Genomic DNA, 17,597 nt, shown 5'->3' with positions numbered 1-17,597 from the left:
CTTTAGGCTTTAGTTTATGCTGGGTACAATCAAAGTGTCTGAGTTAAACTTAAACAAGAATTGGATTGATTTTTGAATGGTATAAAATATGATCTTAATTTCGAAATATTTAGTGCCAAAGGGTTATACTGGTTTAACCATTTTTCCTTTTGTGTTTTTAAAATCAAAACATTTAAGACACCGTACCGTTTTGATTAACCATGAAAGAATTCACTTAAGACAACAAATGGAAATGTTGGTCTTTCTTTTTTATTTCATGTATATCGTTGAATTTTTAGTACGCTTAATTCAGTATAAAAAATGGCGTTTGGCATATCGAAATATTTCTTTTGAGCGAGAGGCTTATGCTAATGAGTTTAATCTGGATTATTTAAAGCAACGATCGTTTTGGAGTTTTTTGAAGTATCTTTTTATTAATGATGTTTAAGTTTTTTTATTATTCGATACGGAACTCATTACACATAAGCGCTAACAGAAAAATTTAAGTTAATATTCCTTTTAAAAGGTAAAAATGAGATATACACTTTTGTATCTGGAAATTTGAATTGATTTTTGTCTCCTAATTTTAGGGCAAGACAGTATTTACGAAAAAAGGATCCCTTTAATAAGAGACCCTTTTTATTTATAGAAGATTTATGATATTACTTTAATGTTCTAAGGTATTCTGACATTTTCTTTTGTTGCTCATCTTTCATTAAATCAATCTCTTCCTTACTTTTCCCTTCACTTGTTTTAATATAGGCATCAAATATATGACTTAGATATATTGGAGAAGTGTTATTACTAAAGCTTATAGGGTTATGACAAGAAAAACAATTTGTGAGATTTTTTACATTGATATCCGAAATGTTACTTTGAAATGTTTGTGTAAATGTTTCCATGGTAACGTTGGCACAATTTAAAGACCCTCGGGCACTAGAGTCTGGTGTTGCGGCACCAATAGCGCTTCCTAGGCTTACAATTTTTAAAGCTTGCTCTTCTGGTGTTAAACCATCTGTATCTATCCATATAGAACCATTGTAAAAATAGTTTTGCCAAACATCTTTAAGATTTTTTGCAACGCTTGTGTTTATTTCTCTTATATGATTAAAGTTTTCAGGTTCTTTTTGACTTGTTTCCATATAACCTGATGAGGTTACTGGTACACCATATTGAAACAAGTCGTAGGCTTTATTTGGCAATACGGGCTTGTCGTCTTTAATAAATGTAATACCAGCTAAACCAGTTGTGCTACCCTTTGTAAATAATAATTTTTCGCTAGTTGAACTCGCAGAATTTGTTTTCCAATCATAGTTTGGAGCCATATCATTATGTTCGAAAGTGGCCCAGATAAATTCCGGATGGTTTTCTACAACTCCTACAACGTGCATGCCTAATAAAGCAACCTTTGTATTTGTATATGTTTTGCCATCTTTATTGATTATTGCTGCTGTAGTTATATAATAGTTTTTTAATTTATCGTTCGATATAGCCGTTGCATCTACCCAAGAAACCTTTAATTCTAAAGACCCAACAGGAAAAGTCTGAAAATTATTTGCTGGTAATTTTCCTGACGCTAAAGCTTCTTTAAAAGCCACGGCCGATTCTTGCATGATCATGCTTGTATGTATTGAATAATGAACAGTGAAAGCTTTGCCTGTCGCACTATAATATGCTGGATTTGTTTTTAGTACGCCATGTTTAGAGCCTGCCTGTATCGTATCTGTTAATACAACACTAGCTCCTTCTTGCTGTGTAACAGGTTCCATAGCATCAGTAACTTGAATAATTTCTTTTTGATTAAGAAATAAAGGTAAGTCTCCTACAGGTTTTGTAACCCATAGAAATTTTTGCCATGACCATTGATGAAAAATACAGTTTGTTGTCGAACTTACATCAAATGGACTTCCTTTCCCTTCTGCGGGAGGAGGTGTTTGGTTATGAGGAAACCAACTTGCTTTTGATAAGCACAAAATACTTCCATTTTTTTCATCGTATGTTGTTAAAACCTCTTTTTTAACATCGTCTACTTTTTTTTCATTTTTGCAAGACAAAAAAGATATGACTAAGATGGTGGTTAATAATGTGGATTTTAGTGCAATAATTGATTTTTTCATTTTAAAATGGTTTATTGTTTAGTTAGTATAAGTGAGTTTAATCCTTAGGTTTCTATTGTTTGTTAAAAAAACTAATTTAAACAAATATTATAAATGTAGGTTATTATTTACATAAATATTAATTTTTATTTAGTTTAATTAATTGAAAAATAGATGTAAACATGATTTTTTGACGTATACGAATTTAAAACTACATTCATTTTGGGGATTTTTAAAGTATCTTCGCGCTCATGATATTTAAGCTTGAACATAGTATAAATCAGCAAGTAAAGGCGCCCGAAAATAAGGGTGTTGAACTGTTTATAAAAAGAGAGGATGAGATACATCCTTTTGTGTCTGGGAATAAGTATAGAAAGCTTAAATACAACCTTTTGGAAGCAGAAAAACAAGGGTTTAAAACCCTTCTTACTTTTGGAGGGGCTTTTTCTAACCATATAGCAGCAGTGGCTTCGGCAGGAAATTTGCTGGGGTTTAAAACAATTGGTGTTATTAGAGGCGATGAGTTGGAAGATAAAATTTCTGAAAATGAAACCTTAAGTTTTGCAAAACAAAATGGGATGCAGTTTAAGTTTGTTTCCAGAAAAGCATATCGGGATAAAACATCTGAATCCTTTATAAGTATACTAAGAGAAATATTTGAAGATTTTTACCTCGTTCCAGAAGGGGGTACAAATGCCTTGGCAGTTAAAGGATGCGAAGAGATATTGAGTGAAACGGATGCTGATTTTGATTATATATGCTCTTCGGTTGGAACCGGCGGTACCATTTCCGGGCTTATAAATTGTTCAAAACCTAGTCAACAAGTTTTAGGTTTTCCTGCCCTAAAAGGTGATTTTTTAAAACAAGATATTAGTAAATTTGTAACCAAGACCAATTGGGATTTAATAACCGATTACCATTTTGGAGGTTACGCAAAAATAAATGAAGAATTGGTAACGTTTATCAATCAGTTTAAAAGACAGAATACCATTTCTTTAGATCCAGTTTATACTGGGAAAATGATGTTCGGAATTTTTGATTTAATTAATAAGGGGTACTTTAAAAAAGGATCGAAAATTTTAGCAATTCATACTGGAGGTTTACAAGGAATTGATGGTATGAATACCGTATTAAAAAATAAAAATTTATCAATAATTGAATAGAAGAATAAGTAGAATAGCGTTAGTATTGTGTTTAGGGTGTTTTCTTTTTAGTTGCCGTTCTAAAAAGGTTGTCATTTCTAAGAGGCCGAAAACGAATACTAATACTACGGTAAGTAATAAAGGAACGGAAAAACCATCCGATAATTCAACAAAAGTATATGCCAATGCTACAGAGCGGTATATTGACGATTATAAAGACATCGCTCAAAACGAAATGAGCTTATATGGTATTCCGGCAAGCATTACTTTAGCACAAGGCGTTCTGGAATCTGGCTCGGGTAAGGGGCGACTTTCTGTACAGGCCAATAATCATTTTGGTATTAAATGCCATGGCTGGAAAGGCGGTAAAATTTATCATGATGACGATAAAGCACAGGAGTGTTTTAGAAAATATAAGGATGCCAAATATTCGTTTAGGGATCATTCACTTTTTTTAAAGGATAGAAAGCGATATGCAAAGCTCTTCAGGCTTCGGAAAGAAGATTATAAGGGCTGGGCTCGAGAGTTAAGGGCAGCAGGCTATGCAACCGATAAAAAATACCCACAAAAGTTAATTAGTATTATCGAACGCTATGAATTGTATAAATACGATAAAGAGGTGTTAGGAGGCGCGTATACAGAATATAAAGAACCAGCAAATACCGGTCATGCAGATCGTGCTACATATACGGTTTTAAAAGGCGATACGTTATACTCTATTTCAAAGCGATACGGTATTACTGTAAAGGAACTTCAAAAACTAAATGGAATAAGAGGTACTGCCTTAAGTGTAGGACAAGTACTCGTTGTAAAACCATAACTAACAATAATAAATTTATGAACTATAAAAGAAGTAGTGCGCTATTCGTGGAAGCGGAAAAGGTTATACCTGGTGGCGTAAACTCTCCGGTAAGAGCATTTAAAGCGGTAGGAGGAACTCCTATTTTTGTAAAAGAAGCAAAAGGGGCCTATTTATATGATGAAGATAATAATAGATTAATCGATTATATTAATTCTTGGGGTCCAATGATTCTGGGACATGCTCATGAGCCTGTTGTTAGTGCTGTTGTAGAAAAAGCAAAAAAAGGCACATCGTTTGGTATGCCAACAGAAATTGAAACCAAAATTGCAGAATTAGCAGTTTCGATGGTGCCTAATATTGACAAAATACGATTTGTAAATTCTGGAACAGAAGCTTGTATGAGTGCTGTGCGTCTAGCGCGAGGTTTTACTGGGAAAGATAAAATTATAAAATTCGCGGGTTGTTATCATGGGCATAGTGATTCTTTTTTAATACAAGCGGGTAGTGGGGCTATTACTTTCGGAACGCCCAATAGTCCGGGAGTTACAGAAGGAACAGCTAAAGATACTTTGTTGGCTCGTTATAACGATATTGAAAATGTAACGCAATTAATTGAAGCAAACCAAGGTGAAATCGCTTGTGTGATTTTAGAACCGGTTGCTGGAAATATGGGATGTATCCCGCCAAAAAAAGGTTTCTTGGAGGCTTTAAGAACGTTATGCGATGCTCATAACATTCTATTGATTTTTGATGAGGTTATGACGGGGTTTCGCTTAGCAAAAGGAGGCGCTCAGGAATTATTTGATATTAATGCGGATATTGTTTGTTTTGGGAAAGTAATTGGTGGTGGTTTGCCTGTTGGAGCATTTGCAGCCAGAAATGAGATTATGAATCATTTAGCGCCATTAGGTCCAGTGTATCAGGCAGGAACTTTAAGTGGTAACCCGTTAGCAATGGCCGCTGGTTTAGCGATGCTTAGCGAATTGAATAACGACACTGATATTTTTAAACGTTTAGCCGAGAAAACAGCATATTTACATAAGGGTATTGCTAAAGTTTTAAATGATAATAATGTTGTTCATACTATAAACCGTTTGGGTTCTATGATTTCTGTGCATTTTGATGACTCGGAAATTGTGGATTTTGAAACATCTGCAAAAGGGAATAATGATACGTTTAAAAAATTCTTTCATGGAATGCTAAATGAAGGCGTTTACATAGCGCCGAGTGCTTTTGAGACTTGGTTTATAACCGATGCTTTAACTTATGAGGATTTAGACTTTACCATTGCTGCAGTAAATAAGGTTGCAAAAACGTTATAAAAAAGGGGCTGTTTGAAAAGACTAGTTTAACTCAGCTTTTCAAACGCCCCTCTTTTCATCAAAAAAACCAATCAATCAACTAAGTTTAATTTTTCCGTTTCATACCTTTCTTTCGGTCTTTTCTTTTAGCAGCTTTTTCAAGGTGAGCCTTTTCCCATTTTTCATATTGCGATTCATCTAATATGCTCTTCATTTTTGCTTTCATGGCAATTTGACGATCCAACCTGTCATTTTTCATTTTAAGATATTCTTCCTGGGTAGGCTTTAAAGCTTCTATTTTTGCTTTTCTAGCTTTGCGCTCTTCCATCATTTTTTTACGTAGAGTCGCATTTTCTAAATTTATTTTTTGAACCTCTTTTTGTTGTGATTCACTTAAATCTAGAAACAAGGTCATTTTTTTTGTTTTTAGAGTAGCCATTTCTTCAGCAGAAAGGTTTTTCATTTTTTGAGCCCTTTCCGGACGGTCTCCTCGGTCTGGTTGTGCTACTGCTTGAATAGATATTAATACAATAGCAATCATTATTAACTGTTTCATTTTGTATACCTTTAAGTTATTTGCAAGTTGGACTAGGTCTTGTTTAAAAGGTTTAAACGATTTTTTGATTTTAACCAAATATTAACAAGCTGTCTCTGTTTCTGTCATTCCTATGAAGGCAGGAATCTTTTTAATAGAAACTTCAATAGTTGAAAAGGAATTCCTGTCTTACTGAAACAAGATTAGCGTATGTTGCAGGAATGATATGTGGTTACTTAAATACAGGAATTTTTAAGGAAATGCCTGTTTGGAGATCTGGAGCGTTGTTCACCAAAAAGTCTTCTTTAAAGAATATCGAAAACGTGTATTTATGATGCCCATAAGTATAAATAAAAGACCAATTAGAATGTGCCTTGTATAACGTTGAAACACCATGATGCCAACCGCCATTTATTTCTTCCCATTTGCCTAAAAGTTTGTAATAGTCGGCTTCTCTTCGCCTATTGTATCTCGATTGAATTTGATAGCTAACACCAAATGCATTATAGTGTCCTTTTCTTGTGTATTTGGATATTTCGAGATCGCTTTGGATTGTTGCTAAAAATGGATTATTACCTAAGTCGATAACGTGTTTAAAATCGATAAGGTTTTTACGCAAAACACTAATTCCTGCTCCAACATTAAACTCGTAAAGGTTTTTTAGTTTTGCTTTTTTGATAACATTTACCGAAATGCCTAAATCTAGAGACGAATTAAATTTAGAGGTGTTAATACCTAAGTGGCTTCCAAAATTGACAAAAAGATTTCTTAAGCTATTTATTGAGAGGGCTGGGTAGTAAAAATGACTTAATTCGATACCTCCTACAAAGTAGCCATTTTCGTTTAGCTCTAACGTATTTCCGTTTCTGTCGAAATATCTAAAATTAACCTGGTTAAGTCCGTAGTAGCGTCTTCCAAAAGGGTCTTCCCCTCCTTCAATGTTACTGTGGAACCATTCGATGGTTTCATCGCCTGAAAAAAACGAAAACGGATGTTTGCCTTTTGTTATTAAATAGGAACGTAGAGCAATTCCTAATTCGTGTTTTTTGTTTAGAGGTATGTTGATGCCTATTCTAAACTCTTTAATAATAGCATCTATAACAATATTTAAATAATCGGCAGGCGTTAATATTTGATCTATAAAGTGAAAATTCCTGTCGTGCCAAATAAGTTTGCTTTGTTCCTCTCTCACTTTTGGATCTTTTGGGAAATACGCTTCTACAAAAGGATGAAAATTATTTCCGCTAGCATGACTTATAGTGAGTACAGGCTTTTTAGGAGGCGCAAGTTTAAAATTAGGGTTAATTCTGGAACTAAAAATACCAAAATGATGTGTTGTTAAAAGACTGGGGTTGTCAATACCATTTTTTATTGATAAACTATCCTTTTGTTGCGCAGAAGCAGAAAGACTGCAAATGCATATTGCAATAAAACATACTTTTTTTAACATTTGTTAAAAATAGTCAAAGTTTTGATAATCAGGAACTATGCCCTTATTAATTCTTGTTGCGCCTGTTTAATTAGACCCAGAGTAGTGGTGTATAAGTCTTGATTATTCATCTTACATTTCAGCCAGCTATAAAAGCTTATTACAAAAATATCTTCTTTGTGAGTGCTAATCCAATCGAAAGACGTTTCTACAGCGTTTTTAAATTCGTTGGAAGTTACTGTTTCTGGTGCTTTGTAATAAGATTCAACAAAACCCATATATGTAATAACACGTTCTTGATTGATGCTTTTTAAATAGTTGTAATAGTTTCTTTTAAAGCTAAGAAGTCGCGACTCAACCAAATCGATATTTTTAAGCTCAATATGAAGCAGGATTTCTATTAAATTCTTTTTTATAACCCATTCTTTTCCGGCTTTTTCAGTATACCAATGATCGGTATGGTAAAACTTGGAAAAGAGTGTATGCGCTTTTTTAAACTCATTTTTCTGAAAATAGAATGTGATGAGACTTAAGTGAATATCCAATAACGATTCTGTGTCGGGGTGTTTGCCGGTTATTAAAGGTTCTAATACTTCTATAGCCATGTTTTGTTTGTTGGAATAGTTATAGTTGAGAGCTAAGAGTAAATAGTACTTTAATTTATAAGTGTTATAGTGTTTTTTCTGCTTTATAAGCATGTGCTCGTGCATGAGTTCTAAATAGTAAAAAGAGTCATTAAATTTCTTGTTTCTAAACAAGGCATTAGCAATTAGGTATATAATTTGAATATGATAGAAGTGTTGCTTTTCCTTGTCTTTGTGAGCAATTATTATGTTATAGGTGTTTATTAAAAAGGGTTCGATTTGCAAATAGTCTTTAGTGACGAAAGCCGAAATACTAACAATAGTAGCTAATTGGTATAGCGATTTAAACGACATGGATTCGCTAATGCTAATATTGTGTTCCTGTAATGTTTGGTCTAGAATAGTTTGAAAATCGACAACATCGCCTTTATAAGCAATATTGTTTAAGGTTTGTTTGATTTTTGCATATACAATATTAAGTTGGTCTTCTAGTTGGTGTTTTTTTTGATTCGCCTCAAATTTCTTAACAAGCTCATTAATTGAAATAGAAGGTATAGTATCTGCATATTGAATTTTGGTGTGGTAGATTTCATTTAATAGCGGAAACAAATAATGCTCTGAAGCTAATGCTTCAGCTTTATCTAAAATCTTATAAGCTACTTTATATTGTTTGTGTTGCAAAAACGACTTGGAAGCTAATAAGTACTTAATGATTTGCATATCTATTGAGTTTTCTTCCTGTAAACTGCTATTGGCGATAAAATCAATTATAGATTGATATAAGCGCTTTCTTAGAGCATGATAGGCATCTTTTTTCAAACTTCCATAGAGTTTATGGCATATCTTATTAGAATCAAACTCGTCATTTAGTAGGTAATTAAATAGTTGAATGTTTTTGGCGTCACTGCGTTTATTCTTTTTACTTAAATAAGCTACAAATCGATGTTGGTCTTCAGAAGAAAAAGTAGAAATTATATCATTTAGATTAGTCATTAAATCGTCAGTTCTTTATTTGTAAATCATATTAAATATAGTTAAAATGAAATAAATGATTAAAATTTAATCGTCAGTTTTTTTAAAATGTTGTATTTCATGTTTTGTGCAAGAGTTGCAGTTTTGCCTTGTAATCATTAAAACAAAAATTATGAATTATCAAACAACAGTTTCGGTTGATGAAAAATCGAAAGAAACAAAACCTAAAAAGGAAAAGAAAGTTTATGATCAAAAACCAACGTCAGCTTTTATAGGAGCGTCTTGGGCTGCATTGTTAGTAGGAATAGTGTCTTATTGTATTGGTTTATGGAATGCCGATATGTTATTAAATGAAAAAGGCTATTATTTTACGATTCTTCTTTTTGGATTGTTTTCGGTAATCTCGGTTCAAAAAGCAGTTCGAGATAAGTTGGAAAATATTCCTGTTACAGATATTTATTATAGTATCAGTTGGTTTACAACAGTAATCTCCATTGTGTTATTGATTATTGGTCTTTGGAATGCCGATTTACTTTTAAGTGAAAAAGGATTTTATGCTATGTCATTTCTTTTAAGCTTGTTTTCTGCCATTGCTGTACAGAAGAATACAAGAGATGTGCAGTATATAGAAAGAAGCGCAGAAGATAAAAAATAGTTTAAGATATGTTAGTCAAAACAAAATTAAAAAGGGATGTTTTGATGATTGGTTAGTAAGATAACCCTAAACCTCGTAGTTAGTCGCTGCGAGGTTTTAAACAAATTTTTAAAATGAAACCAAACCTCACAAAAGATTTAATAGAGTTTTCGGATATTAAATTAATTAGACCTGTTTCAGATAAGACGAGAATAGCTGAAATATTTGGAGTTATCCTAACCGCCATCGGAAAATTTATTTTTATGGATTATCTTAATTGGAGACTGCTCTATGTTGTTTTTGCAATTGTATCATGGACGCTGTACATTATTTATAGATATAAAACTGAAAGAGGCATTATTAAATATTGGGGGTTTAGAACCGACAATATTAAGAGTATTTTAAAATTAATGGCACCTTTTGGGGGTATTTCGGTTATGCTATTTCTCGGTATTGGTTACTATCAAAATACAATTAACTTAACATGGCATATTTTACCGCTTTTAATAACATATCCTATTTGGGGTAGTATTCAGCAGTTTTTAATTATTGGTTTAATTGCAGGGAATTTACATGAATTAAATAATAGAAAATTAAACAGAAGTTTAATTATAATTATAACAGCAATATTGTTTTCTGTGGTTCATTATCCTTCAATGTGGCTAATGTTAGGAACATTTATTCTGGCATTATTTTATGGATATGTGTATTTAAAGGTTAAAAATATATATGTCATGGGCGTGTTTCATGGATGGTTAGGAACTCTATTTTATTTTACTGTGGTTAATAGAGATCCGTTTCAGGAAGTATTCTTAAAACTTTTAAATTAAAATAAAAATGAATTCAAAAATTCAAAAGGATATAAAAGAACTTGTTGCAGAACAGGTTATAACAAAAGAGACTGCTTCAAACATAGAGTCTTATTACCAATCGAAGCAGCGTAATTTGTCGAGTAAACTGCTAACCATTTTTGCAGTATTGGGTTCTACATTAGTAGGGTTAGGAATTATATTAATATTGGCTCATAACTGGGATGATTTTTCAAGAACCATAAAAACTGTTTTTGCTTTTATACCCTTAATGATAGGGCAGGTCATTGCAGGGTATTCTATTATAAAAAATAAAGGAACTGCCTGGAAAGAAGCTTCTGGAGTGTTTCTGTTTTTCGCTGTAGGCGCTAGTATTGCTTTAGTGAGTCAGATTTATAACATCTCGGGAGACTTAAGTCAATATTTACTAACATGGATTTTGCTTAGTTTACCGTTAGTTTATCTTTTAAAATCTAACGCGCTGGTTATATTACAAATTGTTTTTATAACGAGTTACGTTTGTAACTTAAGTTATTTTTCTGGTAATAAAACACCATGGATGTATTGTGTTTTATTAGTCTCGTTACTACCGCACTATTATAAATTATTAAAACATAAAGCATTACATAATATAACTTCGGTTTTTAATTGGCTTATGCCTTTAAGTATTATTATTGTAATGGGGGCTTTTATTAAAGGCGGCGATAACTTTTGGTTTTTAATTTATATGCTCTTATTTGGGATATTATACGGCATAGGAAAAATACCGTTTTTTAATAATCAAAAATTAAGACGAAATGGTTACTTGGTATTAGGTTCTTTAGGAACCGTGTATATGTTGCTATTATCGAGTTTTGATTGGCTTTGGGAGGGCGTTTTTAAACGTGAGATGAATTTTAACTCACAAGCATTTTACGTAGCGTTGATACTTTTTTGTTTGGTAATACTGCTATTAGTTTATTCGTATTCGAAAAAATGGATTCGTGATTTTAACCTTTTCCGATACACTCCCATATTTTTTACACTCTTCTTTATAATTAGTTCGTTTAGTCCGGGAATCTCAATAATACTGGTAAATCTGCTTGTTTTAATATTGGGAATTATGGTCGTTAAAACGGGGGCAGATACATTGCATTTCGGTGTTTTAAATTATGGTTTGTTAATCATTACAGCGCTAATTGTTTGTCGTTTTTTCGATACAGATATAAGTTTTGTACTTAGAGGGCTGCTATTTGTTGGTGTTGGAATCGCTTTCTTCATAACCAATTATATCATGATAAAAAAACAGAGAACTCTAAAAAAATAAAAATGAAAACAATACACATATTCATAATATTTATAATTCTGGCACTGGTACAATTATTTGTGCCGGCTCAGATGATTTTTAATCAAGAAAGAATTTTGGAACAAGGAAAGGCGTACAAGTTTAAAACACGACCTGTAGATCCGAACGATCCCTTTAGAGGAAAGTATATAACCCTTAATTATGAAATCGATTCGTATAAAACCAAGGATTCTTTATGGAAACGAAACGATATAATTTATGTTTATCTAAATAACGATGGTTCGGGATATGCTAAAATTGATACAGTTGGTAGGGCTTTAATACCAAATAAGGATAACGATTACTTTAAAGCTAAGGCGGGATGGTATTCAAAATATTCGAATAAGCTAAGTATACAGTTTCCGTTTAACCGATATTATATGGAAGAAACCAAAGCGAAAGATGCAGAGGTAGCCGTAAGAGATAGACAACGGGATTCCTTACCAAATAATACGTATGCATTAGTTTATATTAAAGATGGAGAAGCTGTTTTAAACGATGTTATAATTGACGATATATCGATTAAGGAATATGTAGAAAAAAACGCTTCGAAGTAATTATTCTATTTTGTTGTATCTTAGTATACTAGCGTTTTTACTATGCCTTATTGGTTATACATAACTATAATTGTTTTGGTTGCTTATATAGCAATTAGTATTGCATTGTACTATCTACAAGACTATATGCTCTTTAAGCCTGAAAAACTTCCCGCGGATTTTCAGTTTAATTATGACAATCAAGCGTTTAAGGAGTATAATTTGGAAACAAGAGATGGGGCAATGATCAATGGCGTTCGGTTTTTTCCAAAAGGAGAAAGCAAGGGTGTTGTGTTGTATTTAAAAGGAAACTCAAAAAGTATTAAAGGTTGGGGCAAATTTGCAGTCGATTTCACCAGGCATGGTTATAATGTTTTAATGGTCGATTATCGCGGTTTTGGCAAAAGCACAGGAAGGCGATCGCAAAAAGCCATTAAACGGGATTTGCAAGTTATTTACAATAAGATAAAAGAACTTACTGCCGAAGATAAAATTATACTTTATGGCAGATCTCTAGGTTCTGGATTTGCTGCCAAGCTAGCCTCCATGAATCACCCCAAAATGCTTATTTTAGATGCTCCTTATTATAGTTTAACCAAGGTGACAGCACGTTATGCGCCTTTTATGCCGCTATCGATTTTACTAAAATATCCGTTGCCAACTTATAAATGGTTAAAGTATGTACAATGCCCCATACACATTATACATGGAACGAACGATAAACTTATTCCGTTTAAAACTAGCATAAAACTATCAAAGGTAAATCCTAAACTTACTAAATTGCATTCTGTTATAGGCGGCGGACACAAAAATTTAAATAACTTTGAATCGTATCATAAAATGATTCATGAAATTCTAAATAGAGTTCCAGAAAAAATAGATTTATCAACTACAAGTATACATGTTAAACACGCGTCAAAGAAAAATAAAACGAAGGCTTAAAAGGTTAGCCATTGTTTTAATTAGTTTATATATTATAGGAGGAGCCTTCCTATATTTCGAGCAAGAGAAAATACTATTTCATCCTTCGGTATTACCACAAGATTTTAATTACGAATTTCCATATCCTTTTGAGGAACTGTTTTTACAGACCGATGGCGCAAATATTAACGCTCTACATTTTAAAATAGACAACCCCAAAGGTGTTGTATTATACTTTCATGGCAATGCAGGTGATTTATCCCGTTGGGGAATAGTTACCCAGTTTTTTGTTAAAAAACAGTATGATGTTTTAGTCATAGATTATAGAACTTATGGAAAAAGCACAGGCGAGTTAAGTGAATCGGCTTTATACAACGATTCGCAATATTGTTACGATTATTTAAAGCAGCACTATTCGGAAAGTGATATTACCGTTTATGGAAGATCCTTGGGAACGGGTATGGCTACTTATGTGGCATCAAAGAACAAGCCCAAGCAATTAATTTTAGAAACACCATATTATAGTATGACGGATGTGGCAAAATCTAAGTTTCCCATTTTTCCTATAGAGTACATGCTAAAATATAAACTTCCTAGCTATAAATTTATATCTCAGGTAAATTGCCCGATATCTATGTTTCATGGGACTAATGATAGGATTGTGCCTTATGAATCTGCCCAAAAACTATTTAAAGAAGCTCCGGCTGCTCACACTACTTTTACAACACTAGATGGCGGGAGTCATTTTAACCTGATAAAGCATGAGACTTTTTTGAAAAGGGCAAATCAGATTTTATAGAACTGTTTTATGTTAGTCTTATAAATGTTTCAAAATATCTAGATCTTTTTTTGCATAAAGTATGGTTGGTTATCTGAATAATTTAATTTTTAAGCACACCTTAAATTAAAATCACTGTAAAATGGAATGATTATTATAGAGTAATTATTCATTTTATAAAGTGCTAACTCTTAAAAAATTAACATCTCAATTCATGTGTTCTTAAATAAAATATAAAACATTAGCCTATTGTGTTAAATGTTTCTAAACCCATGTAATTACTTTCAAAAAAACACGTCAATTTTGTAGAGTCAATCAGAAAAACTATTAATCATTATGGTAAAATTAGCCTTTATTTTAAGCTCATTGTTTACGTTAAATACAATGGATATTGTAAACGGGAGCACAGATGGAATTAATATGTCTACTTGCGAAATAAGCCACTATTTAGACATTAGTAGTATAGAAGTTTACGAAATTGAAGAAGAGGTAGAACTTGGTTTTAATACTAAAGATTATTTACCGAAAAACTTCAATCCGTTAAAAGGAAAAGGAGATTTAGATTGGAATACGATAGACATTTGCGAAGTTGAGGAAGACGTAGATCTAGGTTTCGATACGAAAGGTTACTTGCCAAAAAACTTTAACCCTTTAAAAGGAAAGGGAGATTTAGATTGGAGTTTGATTGAACTATTCGAAATAGAAGAGGACGTAGAGATATAAAAAGGTTGCCCAAAGCTCGCTTTATAGGGTAGGGCGACAGAAGATAATTAGTTGTTTTTAAGTTTAATAAATTGTTAGTAAAAAAAAGCCAGTAATTTTAAATTACTGGCTTTTTTTATATTGTTTGATTTTACTTGTTAAGTCATCTCAACAAATAAACCATCATCTGTTTTTTCAACTTTGGCTAAACTATTTTTAGTTAGCTCTTTAATAGTTTTGTCCCATTTTTTATTCGATAAGCCAGACTGCGATTTAAGATCGTTAAGCGCTAAACGCTCAGTTTTCTTCAGGAGCTCTAAAAGTGCTTTTCCTTCTTCACTTATGGCCGGAGCTTTCTTTTCTGGTCGCATTTGTGGGAAGAACAATACCTCTTGTATCGACTGGTTATTGGTTAAAAACATAATTAATCTATCCATACCTATGCCCATACCAGATGTTGGAGGCATACCATACTCTAAAGCACGTAAAAAGTCATGATCGATAAACTCTGTAGCTTCGTCATCACCCTTAGCAGCTAATTTAAGCTGATGTTCAAAACGTTCGCGTTGGTCAATAGGATCATTAAGCTCAGAATAAGCATTGGCAATTTCTTTACCACAAACCATTAGCTCAAAACGCTCGGTTAATTCCGGATTATCTCTGTGCTCTTTACAAAGTGGACTCATCTCCTTAGGATAATCGGTTATATAAGTTGGTTGTATATAATTACCCTCACATTTTTCACCAAAAATTTCATCGATAAGTTTGCCTTTACCCATAGTTTCATCAACTTCAACACCCAAATCCTTAGCAGCTTGTCTAATTTCATCTTCGGTTTTTCCTGTAATGTCAAATCCTGTGAAATGCTTAATAGAGTCTGCCATAGTTACACGAGCATATGGCGCTTTAAAGTCTATGTCGTGTTCACCAAAAGTAGCTTTAGTGGTTCCGTTTACAGCTATAGCACAATGCTCTAATAAACGTTCACAAAAATCCATCATCCAATTGTAATCTTTGTAGGCCACATAGATTTCCATGGCAGTAAACTCAGGGTTATGAGTTCTGTCCATACCTTCGTTTCTAAAGTTTTTAGAAAACTCGTATACCCCATCAAACCCACCAACAATTAACCGTTTTAAGTATAGCTCGTTAGCAATTCGCATGTATAACGGAATATCTAAAGCATTGTGGTGTGTTACAAAAGGACGTGCAGCTGCACCACCAGGTATTGGCTGTAAAATAGGCGTTTCAACTTCAAAGTATCCAGAGTTATTAAAAAACTCGCGCATGGCGTTAAACAGTTTGGTGCGTTTTACAAAAACGTCTTTTACTTGCGGGTTTACTGCTAAATCTGCATAACGCTGTCTGTAACGTTGTTCTGGATCGGTAAACGCATCATACACAACACCATCTTTTTCCTTTGGTAATGGTAGGGGTTTTAAAGCCTTACTTAGTAAGGTGAAATTTTTAACTTTAACCGTTTTCTCACCTACTTTTGTTGTAAACAGTTCGCCTTCAATACCAATAAAGTCTCCAAAATCTATAAGTTTTTTAAAAACTTCGTTGTATTTTTCTTTGTCTTCTCCCGGACAAATTTCATCGCGATTAAAATATACCTGTATTTTGCCTTCAGCATCTTGTAATTGAGCAAAACTAGCTTTTCCTTGTACTTTTATCATCATCAACCTACCAGCAACAATAACCTGTTTGCCTTCTTCAAATTCATCTTTAACCTGTTTGGAGGTATGGTTTACTGGGTATAAGTCTGCAGGGTAGGGATTAATACCCAATGCACGTAATTTTGCTAATTTTTCTCTTCTTACAAGCTCTTGCTCTGATAATTGCGACATATTCTATATACTGTGTGAATTTTAAAGGCACAAAGATAATCATTTGATTTACGATTTACGATTATTGATTTACGATTTTTTTGGGTTCGAAAATTGGTGTTTCTTACAGTATATTTGTGGTCTAGGAGTAGAAGGAATTTTTCTTTAATTGCTTCTAACATAAACTGTAACAAAATTGAAGCAATAACGTCAAATAAGCAATCATCAATCTACACTGAAATAAGTTCAGTATTAAATAAATCAAACTATGAGTTTTTGGAGAGTTTTACTATCTATAATTTGTCCTCCCTTGGCTGTTCTCGATAAGGGTTGTGGCTCTATATTTATTGTCTTTTTATTATGGCTTTGCGGCTGGGTACCAGGAGTTATAGCAGCACTTGTTATTATAAATAACCCAAATAGATAAAAGATGTATCTTTGTTCACTAAATTAAACTAAAATTTAATTACAATGAACAGATTTTATCCCCTTATCGTTTTTATTATTTCTATAGTTTTTACTAGTTGTCAGTTTTCTGAAAACATTTATATAAATGATGATGGCTCTGGAAGAATGGAATTTTCTTTTGATGGCACTCAACTTATGCAAATGGCGGGAAAAGAAATGAATAATAGTCAAGAAAAGGCTGTAGATTCTACTTTTAGTTTTAAAGAATTATTAGAAGAAAAACGCGATAGTATTTCGCAATTATCGGAAGAAGAGCAATTAAAATTAAAGAGCTTAGAACCGTTTAGTATGCATATGGTTATGAACCCAAAAACTTCGGAAATGAAGTTTGATATGTTTACAGAATTTAAAGAAGTAAGTGAGCTTCAGGATATGTTTAAGGCGATGAATGATTTTAGTAGTATGCAAAAAGGAGCTAAAAGTAGTGCAAAGTCCAATCCGTTTTCTTCTATTGGAGGAGATGGGCATACGATGCTCGATTATGAATATAATGGAAAAGTGTTTAAGCGTGTTGCTAAAATATTAGATAAGGAAGCTTATAAAAAAGCAACAGATAGTTTGGGAGAAATGGCTGCTATGTTTGGGTCTTCAATGTACAAGCTAAACTATCACTTTCCGAAGCCTATTAAATCTGTGTCGAACGAAAAGGCTATGTTTAGTGCCGACAGAAAAAGCTTTACTGTAGAGTTTGGTTTTATGGAATATATAACAAACCCGGAAGCTTTAAATATAGAAGTTGTGTTAGAGAATTAGTAT

The 17,597-nt window shown here is 32.9% G+C and carries 18 protein-coding genes; 13 read left to right on the top strand and 5 right to left on the bottom strand.

What is annotated here, in order from left to right:
• Positions 1–88 precede the first annotated feature (88 nt).
• Positions 89–427, top strand: coding sequence for a hypothetical protein (locus tag C1H87_RS07960; RefSeq protein WP_102755300.1), 339 nt, complete (start codon positions 89–91; stop codon positions 425–427).
• A 214-nt stretch (positions 428–641) separates the two neighbouring features.
• Here C1H87_RS07960 and C1H87_RS07955 read toward each other — a convergent pair whose 3' ends face one another.
• Positions 642–2,096, bottom strand: coding sequence for a hypothetical protein (locus C1H87_RS07955; protein WP_102755299.1), 1,455 nt, complete (start codon positions 2,094–2,096; stop codon positions 642–644).
• A gap of 230 nt (positions 2,097–2,326) precedes the next feature.
• Here C1H87_RS07955 and C1H87_RS07950 point away from each other — a divergent pair, with 230 nt between their 5' ends.
• Genes C1H87_RS07950 through hemL form a run of 3 tightly spaced genes read left to right on the top strand, consistent with a single transcriptional unit; the run spans position 2,327 to position 5,341 of the window.
• Complete coding sequence (locus tag C1H87_RS07950) at positions 2,327–3,238, top strand: 1-aminocyclopropane-1-carboxylate deaminase/D-cysteine desulfhydrase (RefSeq protein ID WP_102755298.1); 912 nt, start codon at positions 2,327–2,329, stop codon at positions 3,236–3,238.
• Complete coding sequence (locus C1H87_RS07945; RefSeq protein ID WP_233783393.1) at positions 3,231–4,037, top strand: glucosaminidase domain-containing protein; 807 nt, start codon at positions 3,231–3,233, stop codon at positions 4,035–4,037. Before C1H87_RS07950 ends, C1H87_RS07945 begins: the two co-directional genes overlap by 8 nt.
• Before the next feature lie 17 nt (positions 4,038–4,054).
• A complete protein-coding gene (hemL, locus tag C1H87_RS07940; RefSeq protein WP_102755297.1) occupies positions 4,055–5,341 on the top strand; it encodes a glutamate-1-semialdehyde 2,1-aminomutase in 1,287 nt (428 codons plus the stop codon).
• An 85-nt stretch (positions 5,342–5,426) separates the two neighbouring features.
• On the opposite strand, the gene C1H87_RS07935 is transcribed toward hemL, so the two are convergent.
• From C1H87_RS07935 to C1H87_RS07925, 3 genes are all read right to left on the bottom strand, one after another.
• Positions 5,427–5,876, bottom strand: a complete 450-nt coding sequence (locus C1H87_RS07935) for a hypothetical protein (protein ID WP_102758207.1) — start codon at positions 5,874–5,876, stop codon at positions 5,427–5,429.
• A 211-nt stretch (positions 5,877–6,087) separates the two neighbouring features.
• Positions 6,088–7,305, bottom strand: a complete 1,218-nt coding sequence (locus C1H87_RS07930; protein ID WP_102755296.1) for a hypothetical protein — start codon at positions 7,303–7,305, stop codon at positions 6,088–6,090.
• Positions 7,306–7,340: 35 nt separating this feature from the next.
• Positions 7,341–8,861, bottom strand: coding sequence for a hypothetical protein (locus tag C1H87_RS07925; RefSeq protein WP_102755295.1), 1,521 nt, complete (start codon positions 8,859–8,861; stop codon positions 7,341–7,343).
• Positions 8,862–9,012: 151 nt separating this feature from the next.
• Between C1H87_RS07925 and yiaA the strand changes: the two genes are divergently transcribed.
• The 7 genes from yiaA (at position 9,013) to C1H87_RS07890 (ending at position 14,565) form a co-directional block, all read left to right on the top strand.
• Positions 9,013–9,495 carry an inner membrane protein YiaA gene (gene yiaA, locus C1H87_RS07920; protein ID WP_102755294.1) on the top strand — a complete coding sequence of 161 codons (483 nt, stop codon included), beginning with the start codon at positions 9,013–9,015 and terminating at the stop codon, positions 9,493–9,495.
• Positions 9,496–9,608: 113 nt separating this feature from the next.
• A complete protein-coding gene (locus C1H87_RS07915; RefSeq protein ID WP_102755293.1) occupies positions 9,609–10,304 on the top strand; it encodes a CPBP family intramembrane glutamic endopeptidase in 696 nt (231 codons plus the stop codon).
• Between the two features lie 7 nt (positions 10,305–10,311).
• Positions 10,312–11,589 (top strand): DUF2157 domain-containing protein, encoded by a 1,278-nt coding sequence (locus C1H87_RS07910; protein WP_102755292.1) that lies wholly within the window; start codon positions 10,312–10,314, stop codon positions 11,587–11,589.
• Between the two features lie 2 nt (positions 11,590–11,591).
• On the top strand, positions 11,592–12,164 hold the full coding sequence (locus C1H87_RS07905; protein WP_102755291.1) for a GDYXXLXY domain-containing protein: 573 nt from the start codon (positions 11,592–11,594) through the stop codon (positions 12,162–12,164).
• A 42-nt stretch (positions 12,165–12,206) separates the two neighbouring features.
• The gene (locus C1H87_RS07900) at positions 12,207–13,085 is read left to right on the top strand and encodes an alpha/beta hydrolase (RefSeq protein WP_102755290.1); all 879 of its coding nucleotides are present in this window, start codon (positions 12,207–12,209) and stop codon (positions 13,083–13,085) included.
• The gene (locus tag C1H87_RS07895) at positions 13,045–13,863 is read left to right on the top strand and encodes an alpha/beta hydrolase (RefSeq protein WP_102755289.1); all 819 of its coding nucleotides are present in this window, start codon (positions 13,045–13,047) and stop codon (positions 13,861–13,863) included. The genes C1H87_RS07900 and C1H87_RS07895 overlap by 41 nt, the downstream gene beginning before the upstream one ends.
• A gap of 315 nt (positions 13,864–14,178) precedes the next feature.
• Positions 14,179–14,565 (top strand): hypothetical protein, encoded by a 387-nt coding sequence (locus C1H87_RS07890; protein WP_102755288.1) that lies wholly within the window; start codon positions 14,179–14,181, stop codon positions 14,563–14,565.
• Positions 14,566–14,702: 137 nt separating this feature from the next.
• On the opposite strand, the gene lysS is transcribed toward C1H87_RS07890, so the two are convergent.
• The gene (gene lysS / locus C1H87_RS07885; RefSeq protein ID WP_102755287.1) at positions 14,703–16,394 is read right to left on the bottom strand and encodes a lysine--tRNA ligase; all 1,692 of its coding nucleotides are present in this window, start codon (positions 16,392–16,394) and stop codon (positions 14,703–14,705) included.
• A 247-nt stretch (positions 16,395–16,641) separates the two neighbouring features.
• Here lysS and C1H87_RS07880 point away from each other — a divergent pair, with 247 nt between their 5' ends.
• Positions 16,642–16,800 carry a YqaE/Pmp3 family membrane protein gene (locus C1H87_RS07880; RefSeq protein ID WP_102755286.1) on the top strand — a complete coding sequence of 53 codons (159 nt, stop codon included), beginning with the start codon at positions 16,642–16,644 and terminating at the stop codon, positions 16,798–16,800.
• Positions 16,801–16,844: 44 nt separating this feature from the next.
• Complete coding sequence (locus C1H87_RS07875; protein WP_102755285.1) at positions 16,845–17,594, top strand: hypothetical protein; 750 nt, start codon at positions 16,845–16,847, stop codon at positions 17,592–17,594.
• Positions 17,595–17,597 lie beyond the last annotated feature (3 nt).

The organism is Flavivirga eckloniae (assembly GCF_002886045.1).
GTDB lineage: Bacteria > Bacteroidota > Bacteroidia > Flavobacteriales > Flavobacteriaceae > Flavivirga > Flavivirga eckloniae.
This window is presented reverse-complemented; position numbering and strand designations above follow the sequence as displayed.

Excerpts from the sequence above, each read along its gene's own strand:
- yiaA (WP_102755294.1), top strand. The coding sequence starts at position 9,013 with ATGAATTATCAAACAACAGTTTCGGTTGATGAAAAATCGAAAGAAACA.
- lysS (WP_102755287.1), bottom strand. The coding sequence starts at position 16,394 with ATGTCGCAATTATCAGAGCAAGAGCTTGTAAGAAGAGAAAAATTAGCA.
- C1H87_RS07890 (WP_102755288.1), top strand. The coding sequence starts at position 14,179 with ATGGTAAAATTAGCCTTTATTTTAAGCTCATTGTTTACGTTAAATACA.
- C1H87_RS07925 (WP_102755295.1), bottom strand. The coding sequence starts at position 8,861 with ATGACTAATCTAAATGATATAATTTCTACTTTTTCTTCTGAAGACCAA.
- C1H87_RS07950 (WP_102755298.1), top strand. The coding sequence starts at position 2,327 with ATGATATTTAAGCTTGAACATAGTATAAATCAGCAAGTAAAGGCGCCC.
- hemL (WP_102755297.1), top strand. The coding sequence starts at position 4,055 with ATGAACTATAAAAGAAGTAGTGCGCTATTCGTGGAAGCGGAAAAGGTT.
- C1H87_RS07915 (WP_102755293.1), top strand. The coding sequence starts at position 9,609 with ATGAAACCAAACCTCACAAAAGATTTAATAGAGTTTTCGGATATTAAA.
- C1H87_RS07905 (WP_102755291.1), top strand. The coding sequence starts at position 11,592 with ATGAAAACAATACACATATTCATAATATTTATAATTCTGGCACTGGTA.
- C1H87_RS07900 (WP_102755290.1), top strand. The coding sequence starts at position 12,207 with ATGCCTTATTGGTTATACATAACTATAATTGTTTTGGTTGCTTATATA.
- C1H87_RS07935 (WP_102758207.1), bottom strand. The coding sequence starts at position 5,876 with ATGAAACAGTTAATAATGATTGCTATTGTATTAATATCTATTCAAGCA.
- C1H87_RS07875 (WP_102755285.1), top strand. The coding sequence starts at position 16,845 with ATGAACAGATTTTATCCCCTTATCGTTTTTATTATTTCTATAGTTTTT.
- C1H87_RS07895 (WP_102755289.1), top strand. The coding sequence starts at position 13,045 with ATGTTAAACACGCGTCAAAGAAAAATAAAACGAAGGCTTAAAAGGTTA.
- C1H87_RS07930 (WP_102755296.1), bottom strand. The coding sequence starts at position 7,305 with ATGTTAAAAAAAGTATGTTTTATTGCAATATGCATTTGCAGTCTTTCT.
- C1H87_RS07910 (WP_102755292.1), top strand. The coding sequence starts at position 10,312 with ATGAATTCAAAAATTCAAAAGGATATAAAAGAACTTGTTGCAGAACAG.
- C1H87_RS07960 (WP_102755300.1), top strand. The coding sequence starts at position 89 with ATGATCTTAATTTCGAAATATTTAGTGCCAAAGGGTTATACTGGTTTA.
- C1H87_RS07880 (WP_102755286.1), top strand. The coding sequence starts at position 16,642 with ATGAGTTTTTGGAGAGTTTTACTATCTATAATTTGTCCTCCCTTGGCT.
- C1H87_RS07955 (WP_102755299.1), bottom strand. The coding sequence starts at position 2,096 with ATGAAAAAATCAATTATTGCACTAAAATCCACATTATTAACCACCATC.